General features: G+C 30.1%; 13 protein-coding genes and 3 tRNA genes. 6 read left to right on the plus strand and 10 right to left on the minus strand.

Translation table 11 applies throughout. The features are described 5' to 3' along the window. Nucleotides 1–227: 227 nt before the first annotated feature. Both GYM73_RS08810 and GYM73_RS08815 read left to right on the plus strand, forming a co-directional pair. Nucleotides 228–746: a mechanosensitive ion channel domain-containing protein gene (locus GYM73_RS08810; protein WP_160556889.1), complete on the plus strand. Its 519-nt coding sequence runs from the start codon at nucleotides 228–230 to the stop codon at nucleotides 744–746. A 24-nt stretch (nucleotides 747–770) separates the two neighbouring features. After that, the gene (locus tag GYM73_RS08815; RefSeq protein ID WP_220233599.1) at nucleotides 771–1,733 is read left to right on the plus strand and encodes an MBL fold metallo-hydrolase; all 963 of its coding nucleotides are present in this window, start codon (nucleotides 771–773) and stop codon (nucleotides 1,731–1,733) included. A 53-nt stretch (nucleotides 1,734–1,786) separates the two neighbouring features. Here the strand turns inward: GYM73_RS08815 and sucC are convergent, their stop codons facing one another. The 4 genes from sucC to GYM73_RS08835 all read right to left on the minus strand — a co-directional run bounded on the left by sucC (nucleotide 1,787) and on the right by GYM73_RS08835 (nucleotide 10,065). Next, nucleotides 1,787–2,980 carry an ADP-forming succinate--CoA ligase subunit beta gene (gene sucC / locus GYM73_RS08820; protein WP_220233600.1) on the minus strand — a complete coding sequence of 398 codons (1,194 nt, stop codon included), beginning with the start codon at nucleotides 2,978–2,980 and terminating at the stop codon, nucleotides 1,787–1,789. 216 nt (nucleotides 2,981–3,196) lie between these two features. After that, complete coding sequence (locus tag GYM73_RS08825) at nucleotides 3,197–5,383, minus strand: thiol protease/hemagglutinin PrtT (protein ID WP_220233601.1); 2,187 nt, start codon at nucleotides 5,381–5,383, stop codon at nucleotides 3,197–3,199. Between the two features lie 235 nt (nucleotides 5,384–5,618). After that, nucleotides 5,619–7,769 carry a thiol protease/hemagglutinin PrtT gene (locus GYM73_RS08830; protein ID WP_220233602.1) on the minus strand — a complete coding sequence of 717 codons (2,151 nt, stop codon included), beginning with the start codon at nucleotides 7,767–7,769 and terminating at the stop codon, nucleotides 5,619–5,621. A 328-nt stretch (nucleotides 7,770–8,097) separates the two neighbouring features. Then, complete coding sequence (locus tag GYM73_RS08835) at nucleotides 8,098–10,065, minus strand: S9 family peptidase (RefSeq protein WP_255570963.1); 1,968 nt, start codon at nucleotides 10,063–10,065, stop codon at nucleotides 8,098–8,100. Between the two features lie 168 nt (nucleotides 10,066–10,233). Here GYM73_RS08835 and GYM73_RS08840 point away from each other — a divergent pair, with 168 nt between their 5' ends. Continuing rightward, entirely contained in the window at nucleotides 10,234–10,839 is a 606-nt protein-coding gene (locus GYM73_RS08840) for a 2,3-diphosphoglycerate-dependent phosphoglycerate mutase (protein WP_166004792.1), read from the plus strand. 728 nt (nucleotides 10,840–11,567) lie between these two features. After that, a complete protein-coding gene (locus tag GYM73_RS08845) occupies nucleotides 11,568–11,921 on the plus strand; it encodes a DUF1493 family protein (RefSeq protein ID WP_220233603.1) in 354 nt (117 codons plus the stop codon). Nucleotides 11,922–12,189: 268 nt separating this feature from the next. Here the strand turns inward: GYM73_RS08845 and GYM73_RS08850 are convergent. The 6 genes from GYM73_RS08850 to GYM73_RS08875 form a co-directional block, all read right to left on the minus strand. Continuing rightward, nucleotides 12,190–12,261, minus strand: a tRNA-Glu gene (locus GYM73_RS08850). A gap of 15 nt (nucleotides 12,262–12,276) precedes the next feature. Beyond that, a complete protein-coding gene (rpsT, locus tag GYM73_RS08855; RefSeq protein WP_105296844.1) occupies nucleotides 12,277–12,531 on the minus strand; it encodes a 30S ribosomal protein S20 in 255 nt (84 codons plus the stop codon). 89 nt (nucleotides 12,532–12,620) lie between these two features. Beyond that, a tRNA-Gln gene (locus GYM73_RS08860) sits at nucleotides 12,621–12,691 on the minus strand. Between the two features lie 49 nt (nucleotides 12,692–12,740). Then, nucleotides 12,741–12,815, minus strand: a tRNA-Val gene (locus tag GYM73_RS08865). Nucleotides 12,816–12,911: 96 nt separating this feature from the next. After that, nucleotides 12,912–14,135: a folylpolyglutamate synthase/dihydrofolate synthase family protein gene (locus GYM73_RS08870; protein WP_220233604.1), complete on the minus strand. Its 1,224-nt coding sequence runs from the start codon at nucleotides 14,133–14,135 to the stop codon at nucleotides 12,912–12,914. 99 nt (nucleotides 14,136–14,234) lie between these two features. Beyond that, complete coding sequence (locus GYM73_RS08875; protein WP_220233605.1) at nucleotides 14,235–14,996, minus strand: class I SAM-dependent methyltransferase; 762 nt, start codon at nucleotides 14,994–14,996, stop codon at nucleotides 14,235–14,237. A 273-nt stretch (nucleotides 14,997–15,269) separates the two neighbouring features. Here GYM73_RS08875 and nhaA point away from each other — a divergent pair, with 273 nt between their 5' ends. Beyond that, nucleotides 15,270–16,457, plus strand: coding sequence for a Na+/H+ antiporter NhaA (nhaA, locus tag GYM73_RS08880; RefSeq protein ID WP_220233606.1), 1,188 nt, complete (start codon nucleotides 15,270–15,272; stop codon nucleotides 16,455–16,457). Between the two features lie 43 nt (nucleotides 16,458–16,500). Continuing rightward, the gene (locus tag GYM73_RS08885; protein ID WP_220233607.1) at nucleotides 16,501–19,416 is read left to right on the plus strand and encodes a pitrilysin family protein; all 2,916 of its coding nucleotides are present in this window, start codon (nucleotides 16,501–16,503) and stop codon (nucleotides 19,414–19,416) included. Nucleotides 19,417–19,558: the final 142 nt, after the last annotated feature.

The following is a 19,558-nucleotide window of genomic DNA, read 5'->3' on the forward strand; positions in this document are numbered from 1 at the left end:
AAAATGTGTTGTAAATAAGACATTTCATCCATGTATATATTAGGAGAATATATCTTTTCTTTTTTTTAATGAGCCTTAAAACTTATGTGTATAAATGAAGTAAGCTAAACACTTTTTTTCTAAATAAGTAATAGAGATCTTTCTATTTTGTGAAAAAATGCCATTCCAATTGAACAAAACTAATTTACTAAGAAGATTTACGAACAAATTAAATGATATAATATAAAATGGAATTATTAAGTAAATTTTTTAAAGATTATCACCTTCAATTAATAGCAACTATAATTGTTATTATAGCGATATATTTTTTAAAACTTATTATAAATAAAATAATTTTAAAATATGGTAATCATACCCATATTAAAGAATTACGAACACGAGTAGTGATTAAATATTCAAGTATATTAATTAATATTTTGGGCTTTGTTCTTCTTATAACCATATGGGGAGTTACACCGGAATGGATATTTGCTACATTTGCCTCTTTTTTTGCAATTGTAGGTGTCGCTTTTTTTGCACAATGGTCATTATTAAGCAATGTTACTGCGGGGTTTATCATCTATTTCACAGTTCCATTTCGAATAGGAGACATTATAAAGATTATTGACAAAGATAATCCTATCACCGCAACTGTTGAAGATATTAAGGCTTTCTATGTTGTGTTACGTACTGATGATGGATTACCGGTGACTTTTCCGAATAATTTAATTTTACAAAAAGCCATATTAACTTTAAACGCATCCTAATGAAATTTATAAAAACCTTTAAATATGAGAAATTTTTTAAATCAATTATTAATTGTATTTACCCTTTTTATTACCGGGGTAACGTCTGCTCAAAATTTTAATTATTCCGGATTCCAAAATTTGAAAATCGGTGATATTCAAGGAGTATTACTTACCGATGGCTATTTTTACAATCCTTCTGTACAACCCGAAATGGCGCCTGTAGCAAAAGCCGAAGAGGTTAATAAAATACTTTTAGACAATTATTTACCAACCGATAAATTAGAATTGGCCTTAAATGTATTATTATTAAAAAAGGATAACCATTTAATTTTATTTGATACCGGAACGGGAGAGATTAATGGTAATGGCGGAAAATTGCTTAATGCCCTATCTGTGGTCGGTATTAAACCGGATCAAATTACAGATATTGTGATTACTCATGCTCATTTAGATCATATTGGAGGGTTGGTTGCCAATAATAAACCGGTTTTTCCGAATGCCACTATTTATTTAACTAAAAAAGAATATGATTTCTGGACAGGCAAAAAACAAGATTTTTCAAAGTCTAAACGTTCAGGAAATGAAGCTGAATTAAAAGAAAGTATTAAAGTAATCAGTACTAAATTAAAATCGATAAAATCGAAAATTAAATTTATTAAGGATAAGGAAACTATTTTAAATTGCATTACTTTTTCATTAGCTCCGGGACACACTCCGGGACATATTATTTCAACTATTCGCTCCAACAATGAATCATTGGTGCATATTGCTGATTTAGTTCATTATGGAGCATTATTATTCCCACATCCTGAATGGGGAACATCTTTTGACTGGAATTTTGATTTGGCAGTTAAAACACGTATTTCCGTTCTTGATACTTTAAGCAGGGATAAAACCCTTGTTTTGGGTTATCATCTTCCTTATCCGGGTATTGGTTATGTCAAAAAAACAAATTCCAATAGCTTTCAATGGTTAACTTATCCCTTTTTGACTCCTTTACAATAATTATAAAGAAAGGCTATCCATTGATAGCCTTTTTTATTATTTATTTTTTAAGATTATGCTAAAGCTTTAGTAACCTCATTTGCCGCATCTTCTAAGGTAATAGCAGATATAACTTTTAATCCACTTTCATCAATCATTTTTTTAGCTATTTCTGCATTAGTTCCCTGTAATCGTACTATGATTGGCACTTTTATAAAATCACTCATATTTTTATAGGCATCTAAAATGCCTTGTGCTACTCGATCGCAACGAACAATACCTCCAAATATATTTACGAGTATCGCTTGTACTCTATCATCTGCTAAAATTATTCTAAATGCTTTTTCTACTCTTTCAGCGTCAGCAGTGCCCCCAACATCTAAAAAATTTGCCGGGTCTCCTCCTGAAAGTTTAATAATATCCATCGTTGCCATAGCTAATCCTGCACCGTTTACCATACAACCTACATTGCCTTCTAATTTTACAAAATTTAATCCTGCCTCTCCTGCTAGTACTTCGGTCGGATATTCTTCTCTTATATCTCTTAATTTTACATATTCGGGATGCCTGAAAAGAGCGTTGTTATCAATGGTAACTTTTGCGTCTACTGCCGCAATTTGATTATCTGATGTTTTTAAAACGGGATTTATCTCGAATAAGGTAGCATCGCTTTTTATATAAGCTTTATATAATGCAGTCACAAATGTTACCATATTTTTAAATGCCTCTCCGGATAATCCGAGATTAAAAGCAATTTTTCTTGCTTGAAAATTTTGTAAACCAACCGATGGGTCAATTTCTTCATTAAATATAAGTGACGGAGTTTTTTCTGCTACCGTTTCAATGTCCATTCCTCCTTCTGTAGAATATATAATTACATTTTTTCCTTTTACTCTGTCTAATAAAACAGACATATAAAATTCTTCAATTTTACCCTCTCCGGGATAATACATATCTTCCGCAATAAATACCTGATGAACTTTCTTACCATTTTTAGGTGTTTGAGGAGTGATTAGATTCATTCCTATGATTTCAGAGGAGATTTCTTTAACTTCATCCAAAGATTTTGCCAATTTAACTCCTCCTCCTTTTCCTCTTCCTCCTGCATGAATCTGAGCTTTTACCACCCACCATTTAGTACCTGTTTGATCATTAATGTCTTTAGCTGCTTCAACGGCTTTCTCCGGTGTAGTAGCAACTATTCCCCTTTGAACTCTTACTCCAAATGATGAAAGTATTTCTTTCCCTTGATATTCATGTAAATTCATGGCTTATTACTTTAGATTTATATTAATCTACTTCAATTTTTAAATGCTATAGGGACAAATATACAGATTTTTTAAATGAGATATTTATTAATTAGTAATGCAGTGATATAAATAAAATTTCAAACATTTTCATTACAAATCTATATAGTTTTTTATAGCAAAAAGCGTTTCCTTTAGGTTATTGGGAAACGCTTATTATATATTAAATTTTATGAATTATTTTTTAATAAACTTATATTTCATTATTTCTTTTGATGTTTGAATTTTTACAATGTAAGATCCTGAACTTAATGAACTTACATTTACCCCATTAGAAGAATCTATATTGCTACGCAATACTTCTTTACCTGATAAATCAAAAATTGAAATGGATTTAATTTGTTGTTCTGAATCAGATTTAATATATAAAATATTTTTAACCGGATTAGGATAGATTACAAATTCATTTTTTTCATTCTTTAAATCTTCTATTCCCAGTTTGCCATTTACAATAGTAAGGGGAAGATAATTAACGGCTGCTCCTTCCAAGTATTGCCATTCTTGCCCATCATTTTCACGTGCAAAAATCCTGATTCGATACGCTCCATTAGCTATATCATCCGGTATGTAACCTGAAATTATATATGATCCATAGAAATAACCCTCTCTTAAATTATTTATTAAATCTTTTCCAAGTATATAGATCAATTTATCCTCCTCATTAGTCAAAGCTAAAGCTATCGTTCCATTAAAAGGTTTACATCGATTATTTCCAAATGAAAATTCTGCTTGCAGGTAATCTTTAGGTTTAGCTTGCCTTATGTTAGCCGTAAGAACTTTATTATTTAATAAATTAAGATTATGCGATTTAACACCATCCAGTAATTCAATTATACTTGTATCATCTACATTTTGAGCCGTTTTAACAGGTATATACGTTTCTCCTTTCTTTTCCACTACTTTTAAACGATACTTCCCCGCTTTAATAGTACTGTTTAGCGTATAATAATTATTGTTAAAATTAGAAGGATGATTACTTTCATTAAGTAGAGCTACCATTGTATTGTTAAGATCATATAAAGCCATGTATTGATCTTTATATATAATCGTATCTTCTATACTTATGTTGTATAAATCATGTTTTTCTACAAAACATTCATCTTTATATATTTTATTTTTAGAAATCGTAAGCTTATTTACAAAATATCTATTGACTTTTTCGCCTCCTTCATTGGGTTTTATATTAATACCTATACTTTGACCATATTTATATTGTAATGGGGCGTTTGAATTGTAATATCCGTCTTGATATCCTCCCCATCCAAAATTAAAATGTAAGAGTCCGTTGGAATCGTATCCATCACAAACAAATGCATGCCCCGATCTATTTTCCGTACTTCCTGAATAATAAATAGGTCTACCTTCATTTAATTCTTTTATTATGATAGAATTCCATTCTTCATCACTGATAGGTATTTCATTAAAATCACCTAAATAATATTGGCCTCGAATTATATAATCTACACTTTTGTCATAATCATAATAAGTATACAACGCTTTTAGTGCTTTCCGGCTAGAAGTCCCGCTTGCTTTTACTCCATATTTCATTTGAGCACTTGCTCCTATATGATACATTAAGAGCCCTACAGCCTTTGCTTGTTCATTAGTATAATTGGGAGTAGGTGAATTATAATATTCATTTGACATATTTGCCCAATCATACTCGTATTGATTTAAATCTATCTGGGGAATATTATAGATTGCATTGTTACTTGGATCTTTGGTCTGATAGGCCGGAATGAAACCAGTTCCTTTGTTGGGATGTTGATGAAATTTCATAATCTGTGCTGTAGCCGTTGCTACACAACCGGTATAAACTTTATAAGGTATTTGACTATTATAAGGCTCATCTTGATTCCATTTTGTTTTAAGTAAAGGCTGGAGCGGGGTAATCCTGGTATTTATGCCCTTATTTGAATTTCTATACAATTCCCATTCCTTTTCAATTTCTTTGGTAGGTTTGATTGAATTATCAAAAGCTTGTTGCATACCCAATTCTACGGTTTTCATCCAAGATTGGAAATTTTCCGGAAGATTGGCTGCATCGTAATATCCGGAATTGGAATATCCTATGATCGGATAATTTATATCGTCTGCTGAAATGATTATAAAGCCTTGCTTTACTCCAATGTTGTAAACATAGTAATATTTTTGAGAATGATTTTTCTTTAAGTTATTTATTTCATTCTCTGCCGTATAAACTAATTGTAATTGGAATCTTTGACTTTTTTTTAGGTTAGAAAATTGGTTATTAACAAAATTTTCTGCAATATGTTTTGCTTCCTCTTGATCTATTTGCTTAGACCATAAATGTAAATTACTAAATATAAATAATAGTAAGATAGATAATAAAAGTTTTCTCATAATAAAATTTTTCAGTTATCCTCAAATTTAATAAAATAAATAATTATTTATTTTATTATTTTTAAAAAATATATATATTATATTAACATACTAAGTAATTAGACAACAATATGTCATATTTTTAATCAATTTTATTTTATAAAATATAATTTTTTTAAACCATAAAAAAAAGGGTGAAGAAAATTCTTCACCCTTTTTTAAATTTTATATGTTTTACTGATAATTTAAGTAAAATTTATATTTTAATAAATTTACATTTCTTTATTTCTTTAGACGTTTTAATTTTTATTATGTAAGCCCCTGAACTTAATGAACTCACATCTACCCCGTTAGAAGGATCTATATTGCTTTGCAATACTTCTTTACCTGAAAAATCATAAATTGAAATGGATTTAATTTGTTGTTCCGAGTCAGATTTGATATATAAGATATTTTTAACCGGATTAGGATAGATCACAAATTCATTTGTTTCATTTTTCAGTTCTTCTATTCCCAGCTTTCCATTTACAACGGTTAGAGGAAGATAATTAACAGCTGCCCCATCCAACAATTGCCATTCTTGACCATCATTTTCACGTGCAAAAATCCTGATTCGATATGCTCCATTAGCAATATCATCCGGTATGTAACCTGAAATTGATATATTATATTTATAATTGCCTATATCTAATTTAGTAGACATTTTTCCAATTATATATTGCAATTTGTCTAAATCATCAGTCAAAGCTAAAGCGACCATTCCATTAAAAGGTTTATATAGACTAATGATTGAAAATTTAACTTGCAGAGGATCTTTAGGACTGACTATGTTGGCATTTGCAGACAATGGAGTCTTATCGTATAAATTTATATTATGTGAATTTGTAAATTCTTTAACTTCAATTATATTATTATCCCCAATACTATTATCTGATTTTATAACAACATATTCATCTCCTCTTTTTTGTACTAATGTCAATCGGTATTTTCCGGCAGAAATATCTGTTCCAATTGAAAAATATTTTGCACCATAATTTCCTATAATTGATTTCATTTTATTTTCATTAAAATCAAATAAAGCTATATATATATCATCAAAATTTGATTTATGTAATCCAATGTTGGCTATTTTATACTTCACTTCAAAGAACTCATTCTTTGATACTTTATTTTTAGGAATTGATAATTCTTTTACAAAATATCTAGCTATTCCTTGACCTCCTTCATTTGGTTTTATATTTATACCTATCCCTTGATCATATTTATATTCTAATGGGGCATTTGAATTGTAATACCCGTCTTGATACCCTCCCCATCCAAAATTAAAATGTAAGAGTCCGTTGGAATCGTACCCATCACAAACAAATGCATGTCCTGAATTTTTGTCCGTACTTCCTGAATAATAAACGGGTCTTCCTTCATTTAATTCTTTTTTTATTATCTCCTCCCATTCTTCATCACTTATAATTATATTTAGATTAGCATAATAATTTCCTCTTGCGACTAAATCTAGGCTTTTATCATAATCAAAGTACGTAAACAATGATTCAAGCGCATCTTTGCTAATAGCCCCACTTTCATTTACTCCATACTTCATTTTTACACTTGCTCCAATATGATACATTAAGAGCCCTACAGCCTTTGCTTGTTCATTGGTATAATTAGGAGTAGGTGAATTATTATATTCATCTAACATATTCGACCAATCATATACGTATTGTTGTAAATTTATCTGGGGAATATTATAGATTGCATTGTTACTTGGATCTTTGGTCTGATAGGCCGGAATGACATCAATTCCTTTTTTAGGGTATTGATGATATTTCATAATCTGTGCTGTAGCCGTTGCTACACAACCGGTAAGCACTTCATAAGGAATTTGACTATTATAAGGCTTATCTTGATTCCATTTTGTTTTAATAAGCGGTTCTAGTGCGGTAAGTCTGGTTTGGATACTTTGTTTTGAATTTCTATACAATTCCCATTCCTTTTGAATATCTTTGGTAGGTTTGGTTGAATTATCAAAAGCTTGTTGCATACCCAATTCTACGGTTTTCATCCAAGATTGGAAATTTTCCGGAAGATTAGCTGCATCGTAATATCCGGAATTGGAATATCCTATGATCGGATAATTTATATCGTCAGCTGAAATGATTATAAAGCCTTGATTTGCTCCAATATTATATACATAATAATACTTTTCGGAATGATTTTTCTTAAATTTATTGACTTCATTCTCTGCCGTATAAACTAATTGTAATTGGAATCCTTGACTTCTCTTTAGGTTGGTAAATTGATTATTTATAAATTTTTCAGCAATTTGTTTTGCTTCCTCCTGATCTATTTGTTTAGACCATGCCGGCAGACAATTAAATATAAATAATAATAAAAATAAAAAAATTCTCATAGTGATTTGTTTAAAAATTATATTCAAATGTAATAAATAAATGCATTTATTATGTTATGTCAATTAATTTATTTGACACATTTAAATTTATATATCTTAAAAAAATACGCGTAACAATCACATTTTTAATGGAATAAAATTTTACCATAAATTGAAAATAATTTTGATTTTTTTTTATTTTTTAAACCATGCTTGATAAAAAGTTTTTTTATACTTATAAAAAAAGGTTGAAAAAATCTTCCAACCTTTTTTTAGACCATTATTTATATAATTTAACTTTTGTAATAGGTGTAATAAAATATTATTATATTGAATGAATTATTAAAAACTAAAGTGTATCGTTTAACCATTTAAAAAATTCTTTTTGCCAGATTATACCATTTTGGGGTTGTTGAACCCAATGGTTTTCTTCCGGAAAATACAAAAGTCGGCTCTTTATGCCCTTCAACTGCGCCGCTTGAAAAGCTTCAAGACCTTGAGTATAAGGAACTCGATAATCTCTTCCCCCGTGAATAATCAATATAGGAGTATCCCAATTAGAAACTAATTTAATAGGATTAAATTCTTTGTAAGCTTTGGGTTGAGGATTTTCCCAATAAGATCCTCCAATATCATAATTGGGAAAGAATATTTCTTCGGTTGATCCATACATGGAGTCTAAGTCAAATACCCCACAATGTGAAATAAAAGTTTTAAATCTTTTCTTATGAATACCTGCTAAATAATAAACCGAATAACCGCCATAACTGGCTCCTACAGCACCTAAACGATTTTTGTCCACATAGGGCTCTTTAGAAACTTCATCAATAGCTGATAAATAATCTTTCATAGGTTGTCCACCCCAGTCACCTGATATCTCTTCGTTCCATTTCACGCCGAAAGAAGGCAATCCTCTTCGATTGGGGGCTACAACAATATAACCATTGGATGCCATAATCTGAAAGTTCCAACGAAAACTGTAAAATTGAGATACCGTACTTTGAGGCCCTCCCTGACAGTATAATAAAGTAGGGTATTTTTTATTTTTATCAAAATCAGGAGGAAATATTACCCAAACCAACATTTTTTTTCCGTCGGTGGTATTAATCCACCTTTCTTCAACTATACAACTTTTTATCTTTTGATAGAGTTCATCATTTACTGAAGTTAACTTAGTTTCTACTCCGGTTTTAATATTTACTTTATAAATTTCAGACGTATGATTCATGTCTTGACGCTCTCCAACCAAATAATCTCCGGTGATACGTATATTAACATAATCATGCTGACCGTTAGTAATTTGTCTAATTTTTTTTGTTTTGATATCTAACTCAAAAAATTGTTTAGTAGCATTGATACCGGCCAAAAAATAAATTTTCTTTCCATTTTTAGCCCAAACATAGTCGATTACCGTATTATCCCAAGTTGAAGTTAAATTTATTGTTTTTTGAGTAGCCAAATCATAAATTTTCAGATCATTCTTATCTGCCTCATATCCGTCTGTTTTCATTGACAACCACGCCAACACTCCACCTTGTGGACTAAACTTAGGGTTAGTATCATATCCTTTATTTTCAACAGTTAAATTTTGCGTTTGTTGTGAAAATATATCATAAAGGTATATATTCGTGTTGGTTGAAATTGCATCTTGAGTTCCGAAAAGTTTTTTGGATTGGTAAACTAAATATTTACTATCCGGAGAAAATGAATAACCTTCGGAATTATATTTTTCATCCTTATTGATATCCACCAAACTTCCGTTTGTACTACCAATGAATATATGTTTAAATTTTCCGTCTTTCCAGGTATCCCAATGTCTATACATTAAATGATCATACACTTTCACATCTGATTTTTCCATTGTTGGATATATATCTGTGCCTAAAACTTCTTCTAATTTCACCGATTTTGATATGGCAAAATGGTTGGAATTATTCGCATAAAGTAACCCGGAAAGAATTTCGTTTTCTTTATTTATTTTTTCTGTTTTCTTAGTTTTTAGATTATAAGAATAAATATCATCTCCCACCGAATATATAAATTCATTTTGTGAATGAAAAGACAACGCTTTTTCCTTGTCTTTACTTTCAGTAAGTCTGATAATTTGCCCATCTAGATTTAGATGATATAAATCTCTGGTACTGCTGTTTTCATCAACATTATAATATTGAACTCCATAAATAATGTCTCCGGTATCATTTACAGCGTCTATAGATACCCTACCTAAACTCCAAAGTAATTCAGGAGTCAAATTTTGTTTTTGTGCCATAGTAAAAATCCCAATTAGAATTGATACAAGTAAACTACTTTTTCTCATTACTAACTCTTTCCGTTTTTTGAAATAATTTCAAAATTAACATTTTCTTAAACACTTATTTCATTACTTCTTAACTTTAATCAGATTTATGGGTAAATTAATAGTCATTATTTTTATATTGGCACAATTATTTCAAGATAATATAGTTAATATAAATATTTTGTAATCATGGCAATTTTAGTATTACTGAGACACGGTCAGAGTGTTTGGAATCTGGAAAATAAATTTACCGGTTGGGTTGATGTAGAATTATCCGACAAAGGAAAAGAAGAGGCTAAAAAAGCCGGCGATCAGCTTAAAGGTTTACATTTTGATTATGCGTATTCATCTGCTTTGAAAAGAGCTCAAGAAACTTTACAAATCGCGTTGAATGAAGCCGGAATAAAAAATGTACCCACGAAATTTGATAAGGCGTTAAATGAAAGAATGTATGGAGATCTGCAAGGTCTAAATAAGGCTGAGACAGCTAAGAAATTCGGAGATGAACAAGTTCATATTTGGCGAAGAAGTTACGATGTTGCTCCACCTAATGGAGAAAGCCTTAAAGATACTGCTGAAAGAGTAATTCCTTATTTTGAAAGTGAGATAGTTCCAAAAATTAAGGATGGAAAAAATATAATCATAGCTGCACATGGAAATAGTTTACGTGCATTAGTTATGTATTTAGAAAAAATGACTCCTGACGAAATTATAAAATTTGAATTAGCTACAGGAGTACCCAGACTCTATGAATTAGATTCCAATTTACACGTTTTAAAGGTTAAAAATCTCTAATATGTGTTAACTTCTTATGAAATTAACAAAATTATATTTTTTAAGCTAGCTTAAAATAAAAATATTAAAAAAAGTTCTTTTCATAGTAAGTTATTCTCTTCGAATAGCTTTTCTCAAATATTTAACTAAACATATGGTCCTGATTTCAATTGAAATCAGGACTTTTATTTTAATCTTTTATTCCTTATGAGTTTTAATTTTTAATAAAAATTTCATCAACAAACTATTCAAATTAAAAGCTTTTATATACATATTTTTAATAAAAAATGGTAAGTTTTTGAATATTAAAAAAATATATTATATACCAATGTTTATGTTGTTATGCATTGTATTAATATACTTGTATTTTTATTCAATATATATTTGCAATTTACTATATCTTTTTATACATTTACAAAATATAAAAACTTTATCATACTACATTAGATCACATACTTTTGAATAACCTAATATTGTCTAATTAGGTATCTCCAACAATTACTTAGTAAAAAACGAAAGTCCTATCTTATAACCATTTAATTCACCTCCTTATCATAGTTGAAATTTATAAGTACTGCATTGATCTGTGTACTTTCTTAGTGATTGATATGAATTGACTATGGTATTGATTGGATTAGACACGTGAATAACTAGTTACGAATTTCAAATGACATTCTGTTTCTTTGAATAAAAATAATCATTTTATTAATGATGGAGTTAAAATAAGAGGTATCATAAATTTAATAAATATGGTTGATCATAAATTACAATTATTTTTAGAGAAAGTTTTATTATCCCAATGGGAGAATAAAATACAATTTAAACCTGAAATGAAATTATATGAAGATTTTGGATTAATTGGACATGATGCAAATGATTTTCTTACATATTTTACGAAAGAATTTAATGTAACGATTAGCAATGAATTTAAATTTAACGAAAGGTTTTATCCTGAAAGCTATTCTGCTTTAGATATATTAAAAAGTATATTTAATAAAACCGTAAATATATTTCTTTATCAACGATTAATTTATGAAAAAGAATTAAAGGATCTTAGTATAAAAGAATTAGAATTAGCTATTGAAAGGGGGGTGCTATTATAATACAATTTTACCAATAACTATATAATATTAAAAAATGATATTTTGCATCATTTAATGTTATTCTAAACTTTTTAAATAACAAAAGGTCTCTATATTAAAAAGATTTGAGCATTGGAGAATTATAAGAAGCCATTAAATCGAATAGTAAATAAACATTATAAAATATTACAATTAATTTATTCATAATTATTTCTTACTTCCTGAAATGACAATTAATTTACATAAAAAAAGGCTTAAATTACCAAAAGTAACTTAAGCCTTAGATTAGTAGCCCGTAGGGGAGTCGAACCCCTCTTGCCAGAATGAAAATCTGAAGTCCTAACCGATAGACGAACGGGCCTACTATTATTTTTATTTACGCTAATGCGTTAACGTGTTTGTTTAATTTAGATTTCAAGTTAGACGCTTTATTCTTATGAATAATGTTTCTTTTTGCTAACTTATCAATCTGAGAAAAAACAGCCGGTAATTTGCCTACCGCTACAGTTTTATCTGTTTCAGCCCTTAATTCTTTAATAGCTGTACGAGCTGATTTATGATAATACTTATTACGTAATCTTCTTACGTGATTCTGTCTTATTCTTTTTATTGCTGACTTATGATTTGCCATTTTAATTCTTTCTTTTCATTATCTATTTGCGGTGCAAATGTAATTATTTTTTACAATCCTACAAATATACTTTTTCATTTAATTTGTTGTAGACCCACAGGGATTCGAACCCCGACAAACGGTACCAAAAACCGGTGTGCTACCGTTACACCATGGGTCTGTACCAACAAAAAAACCTTAACTGAAAAAAATCAAGGTTTTTCTTGTTGTGGGCGATGCAGGATTCGAACCTGCGACCCCCTGCTTGTAAGGCAGGTGCTCTGAACCAGCTGAGCTAATCGCCCCTTTAAAACAAAGATATTTAAGAGCTTTTCTTTATTACTTTGTTCCGTAATTGGATTGCAAATATACGCTCATTTTTTATACTTGCAAATATTTTTTTAAAAAATTTCTGCTACCACAAAATTACTTCCTCCTATAAAAATCAAATCTTCTTTGTCAGACTGGGTTTTAGCGGCATCAAATCCTTCTGCTACACTATCGAATTTTTGATAATTTTTGAAGTATAAATCTATTTTTTCGGTATATTCATTGGGATGTAGTCCTCTTAGAATAGCCGGTTTTACAAAATAATAGATGGCATCAATCGGCAATAGTGGAAATATTTTATCTAAATCTTTACCTTTTACAAAGCCGATTACAATTCTCAGTTTTTTATAGGTTACCCGTTTAAATTGTTCGGCCAATTGTTTAAATCCATCCTCATTATGGGCCGTATCGCAGATAATCACTGGATTTTCCCATTGCAAAATCTCCCATCTTCCTCTAAAGTTCATTGAATCTTTTACATGCAAAAGGCCCTTTTTAACCTGATCAACAGATATTGTAAATCCTTTATCATTTAAAACATCGATGATACTTACTACCGTTTTTTTATTTTTTTCTTGATATATACCTTTTAAATCTGATGGATAGTTTACCTTATTTTTTGTCGCATCTATATATTCGGCATTACACTCTTGAGCAATATGTACTAGTAATTTTTTAACTTCTTCCTTATCTTCTCCAATAACTACAGGAATTCCGGGTTTAATAATCCCCGCTTTTTCTGTGGCTATTTTTTCAAGTGTATCTCCCAATAAATCCACATGATCCATCGATATACTGGTTATTGCACATACTTCAGGAGTAATGATATTTGTTGAATCTAACCTTCCGCCTATTCCAACCTCTATTACAGCTATATCAACTTTTTCTTTAGCAAAATAGCTAAAAGCCATAGCAGTCGTTAATTCAAAGAAGGAAGGATTAAAATCCTTAGTAAAATGATCTCTAATAGTAATTAAAAAATTATATACAAACTCTGCGGGACATTCTTTTCCGTCAACCCTTATCCGTTCAGTGAAATTTTTAAGGTGAGGAGAAGTAAATAATCCCACTTTATACCCGGCTTCTTTTAAAATGGAAGCGGTCATATTGGAAACACTTCCTTTTCCATTAGTTCCCGCAATATGTATAGATTTAAATTTTCTGTGAGGATTTCCTAAAATCTCACTCAGTTTTAATATATTTTCAAATCCGGGCTTATATGCAGAATTCCCGACATTTTGATAATTTGAAACTTGGGTATACAACCACTCTAAAATTTCTTCATATGTCTGCATGACTAAAAATAATACGATTTATATTATTAAAAATTAAAATACACTTGAAGTAATCCGTAAAATTTTAAATAACCATTTTTTAATAAAGAAATTATTTCTCTATACTTTTTTTACAATTCCCACATATTTTCCTTCAAATTCGACAATTACCGTTTGTAAATGATTTTGATTTACCCAATCCATAAAAGCAGAATTATCTCCGATATCATCACTGATAAAAAAGCCATTTTTTTCTATTCTTTCCCATAGTAAAGGATAGGCCCACATTCTACCTTTATAACTTTTATCGCTATCATAATGAGCTATCTCAAAAGTCTGTTGTTCTTTGAATATTTTAGGCAGGGATTCTTTATCTGCTTGTCTAAATAATTTCCAATAGTTTCTAAGATTATCAGGAACTACACATCCAACAAATTTATCATTATTCCTGTCCAAATAAGGCATATCTGAACTATACAAATTTCCACCTCTTTTTTGTAAAGACAATAAAGCCGCCAGAGAACTCCATCCGTAAGCTACTCCGGTTTCTATAACATTTTTAGCCTGAGTATATTCACATAATGCGTAGATAAGATCTAGTGCTCCGGCTCCGCCCATTTTAACCGGACAAGCCGCCTCAATTTTTTTGGACTCCTCCATTTGTCCTGCAAAATCTTTATATAAAGAGTATTCATTTTTTGTAATCTGGTAAATTGCATCATGCTGACTGATTGCTCTTTCTGCACACCATATTTCGGATTCTTTTTTTCCTTGAACCGCGCTCCCTCTGTCGAAAATATTTTTATAAATTTTTCTTACTAATTCCGGATATAATTGTGGTCTGGCTAAATAACCGAATAATGTTCTTAAAACTGATTGCATTTATATTTTACTTTTTATTATACTGATATGATGCAAATGTAGTTAAAATACTTATACCATTAGATTGCGACATATATTGGACATATAGAGCGTTAATTCGCATGAAAAGGTTCGTTTTATCTTTTTCTCAATTTTTATAATTAAATAATTAATAGTATACCGTTTGATTTATAAGTGAACATAAATTTAAAAATTATATTTTAGCTATATATATTATCCTCGATAATTCAAATCTTAATAATTCAATACAGTAATTAGCAATAAATGAGTATAATGCGAAAAACGATTAAAGATTTTATGAATAATGAAAAGTCCGTCGGGATACTTCTTATCTTGTGTACGATCCTTTCCATAATATTGTCAAATTCAACTTTTCACACTTTTTATCATAATTTTTGGGAAACATCGGTATCTTTCAAATTAGGAAATGAATATCTTTTTAGCACCCAGGGGAATCCATTAACTGTATCTGAGCTAATAAATGATGGGTTAATGAGTATATTTTTTTTAATGGTGGGATTGGAACTTATTCGTGAAATACATATTGGAAAACTTTCCAATCGTTCGCAAGCCCTTTTACCTGTTTTGGGAGCTATAGGCGGAATGATTATTCCTGCGGGAATATATGCATATTTAAATTTCGGAAAAGACACCATTTCAGGCGCCGGAATTCCTATGGCAACCGATATAGCATTTGCGTTGGGGGTATTGAGTTTATTAGGAAAAAAAATTCCCTTGTCTCTCCGTATTTTTCTCACTGCCTTAGCTGTAATTGACGATTTAGGGGCTATTTTAGTTATAGCCTTTTTTTACACTAAAAAACTTTCTTGGATCTTTTTATTTTTTGCCTTATTCATATGGACGATACTATTACTTTTTAAAAAATTAAAGATCAAGCATTTATATTTATATACAATCGGCGGTATAGGAATTTGGTATTGCTTACTTAATTCCGGTGTACATGCAACCCTTGCGGGTATACTACTGGCATTTACCATACCCTTTGAAGGTGGTAATCCCCATGGCCAATCCATGAAATTACTATCTATACTCCAATTACCTGTCAATTTTATAATACTTCCTCTTTTTGCACTTGCCAATACAGCCTTATCTATTCAATTAAATATTCAAGAGCTTTTCTCTCAATCGTACACTCTCGGAATATTTTTTGGCTTAATCGTTGGAAAACCTTTAGGAATTATTTTATTTACTTATCTGGCTTGTGCTTTGAAATTTTGTAGGCTTCCTTCGGAAACAGATTGGAAGCAAATGATAGGAATCGGTTTTTTAGGTGGAATTGGATTTACTATGTCTATTTTTATTACCTTACTGGCTTTTAATCCGGCTATACATGCCGACTATATAACTCATGCTAAAATTATGATTCTATTTTCCTCCCTATGTTCTGCTTTAATTGGATATATATACTTATATTTTATATTCCGAAAAAATAAAATCTAACAAAAATCTTTTGTATTTTCACACCTTTAAACCTAATAATAATATGAAAAAAATATTTTTATTACTTGTATTAACATTTTTTATAATGACCACGAACGCACAAATCTATAAAACTAAAACAGTAACAGATTCAAAGGGGTATACTTATGAAACGGTAACGAACGATCCCTCCAATTCAAGAATTTATACGCTGAAAAATGGTTTAAAAGTATATTTATCCCGAAATAATGATGAACCAAGAATTCAAACATACATTCCGGTACGTACCGGATCTGCTAATGATCCGTCCGAGAATACCGGTCTTGCTCATTATCTAGAACATATGATGTTTAAGGGAACCAGTAAACTCGGAACTTCTGATTGGGACAAGGAATCTGTATTATTAAACCGTATTTCAGATTTATACGAACAACATAAAGCCGAAAAAAATCCAAAAAAGAAAAAGGAAATTTATAAAAAAATAGATGAAGTATCCCAAGAAGCATCTAAATACGCCATTGCTAACGAGTACGACAAATTAATTTCAGAATTGGGCGCAACCGGAACCAATGCGCATACTTGGCTAGATGAAACGGTTTATAAAAATAATATTCCATCCAACGAATTAGAAAGATGGTTATTTGTTGAAAAAGAACGATTTTCCGAATTAGTTTTACGTCTCTTTCACACAGAATTGGAAGCTGTTTATGAAGAATTTAATCGCGCTCAAGATAACGATATGCGTTTAGTTAATTATGAATTAATGGATGCTCTATTTCCTACCCATCCTTATGGACAACAAACCACTATAGGAACATCCGAGCATTTGAAAAATCCATCCATGAAAGCAATTCATGAATATTATGAGACTTATTATGTTCCAAATAATATGGCAATTGTATTGGTGGGCGACTTAAATTTTGATGAAACCATACAATTAGTAGATACCTATTTCGGCAGTTTCAAATATAAAGAATTGCCCGTTTTGAAAAAACCCATTGAACAGCCGTTGACCTCTGTTGTTAAAAGAGTAGTAAAAAGTCCATCTTCAGAAAGAATCCAATTAGCTTTTAGGAGTAGTGGAGCCGGAAGCAAAGAGGCTCTTTACGTTAAAATGGTTAATATGATTTTGAATAATTCCGGTGCGGGTTTAATCGATATAAATATCAATCAAAAACAATTAGCTCAAGGGGCAGGATCTTACATATCTATTTTTAAAGACTATGGTCTTCATTCCTTATATGGAGCTCCAAGAGAAGGACAATCTTTGGAACAAGTACAAAAACTTTTACTAGATCAGTTAGAAATCATAAAAAAAGGAAATTTTGATGATTGGTTGATTAAAGCTATTGTCAACGATTTAAAAACGCAACGCATCAGCAGCTGGGATACAGCTAACGGGGTAGCAACTCAAATGTATAATGCTTTTATCCAAAATTTATCTTGGCAACAAATTTTAGATGAATTTAATGAGTTGGATAAAATGAATAAAGAGAGTATTGTAAAATTTGCCAATGAATTTTATAAGGATAATTATGTTGTGGTTTATAAAGAAAAAGGAACCAATGATAAACTGGTACGAGTTGAAAATCCGGGAATAACTCCTATAACTTTAAATCGTACGGAACAATCAGATTTTTATAAAAAATTCTCGCAACTTCCCGAAAAAGAAATTCAACCTCAATTTATAGACTATAAAAAATTAATAACTTTTGATCATGTAAAAAATATTCCTCTTTCCTATATTAAAAATTCAAATAACGAATTAGGAAATCTATATTATATATTTGACTTTGGATCAGATAACAATGAAGAATTGGATCTGGCCTTAAATTATCTTTCCCTTCTGGGCACTGATAAGTATACAAAATCCAATCTTGAAAAAGAGTTCTATAAAATAGGAATCAGTTATTCTATTCAGGTTCAAAATGAACAAATATTCCTAAACCTGCAAGGTTTAGAAAAAAATATTCCAAAAGGTATAGAATTATTTGAACATTTTTTGCAAAATGCTAATCCTGATTCAGAAACATATCAAAAATATGTACAAACTATACTTAAAGCCAGAAAAAATTCTAAATTAAATAAACAGGCAATACTGAATGCTTTAGCTTTGTATGCCCGTTATGGAGAAAATAACAGGTTAAGAAATACTATTTCTGAAGCGGATTTATTAAACAAAAAACCTGCGGACTTAGTTAAGATATGTAAAAGTTTATTCGATTACAAACATGAAATATTTTACTATGGACCGAATGAATCTGTTATTAAAAAAGCGGTTCAAAAATATCATAATTTCGGAAGCGGAAAAGAGTATAATTCCCCTATAACTTATAAGGAACTTGCATCTGACGGCAGCTTGTTTTTTGCTCCGTACGACATGGTACAAGCCGAAATACTTTTCCAATCAAGAGGAAATAAATTTGATGTAGCTAAAATGCCTTATGCAAAAGTATTTGGTGAGTATTTCGGCAGAGGTCTGTCTTCCATTGTTTTTCAAGAAATTCGTGAAAGTAAATCATTAGCTTATTCTGCTTATGCCAGTTATACCATCGCCTCTGATAAGGATAAATACGATTATGTTTCTTCCTATATTGGAACTCAAGCCAATAAATTACCACAAGCTGTTGACGCAATGAAAGATTTAATGAACAATATGCCTGAAATTACTAAACAATTTGACAATGCTAAAAAAAGTGCTTTGAAACAAATCGCTTCAGACCGTATCACTAAATCTGCAATTTATTGGTCCTATCTTGCCGCCAAAAAAAGAGGAATTGATTACGATTTAAGAAAAGACATGTATTCTCAAATACAAACATTGCAACTTAAGGATCTTAAAGATTTTTTTAATCGTGAAATCAAGGGAAAAACCTATAATGTATCTTTAATTGGAAAAAAGGAAAATCTTAATTGGAATTCGGTTAAAAAATTAGGAACTGTTCATGAATTGTCTATTGATGAATTATTTAATTATTAATACATCTTATTCTACATGAATTGTTTAAATTACTATCCTATTAAAAAAGAAAATTTTCAAATTTTTATAAGAAAAGAACCGAATAATTATATTCGGTTCTTTTTTATTTTATATGTAACTGATTTTTTCGATCAGAAATAGT

This window comes from Apibacter sp. ESL0432 (genome assembly GCF_019469225.1).
Classification (GTDB): domain Bacteria; phylum Bacteroidota; class Bacteroidia; order Flavobacteriales; family Weeksellaceae; genus Apibacter.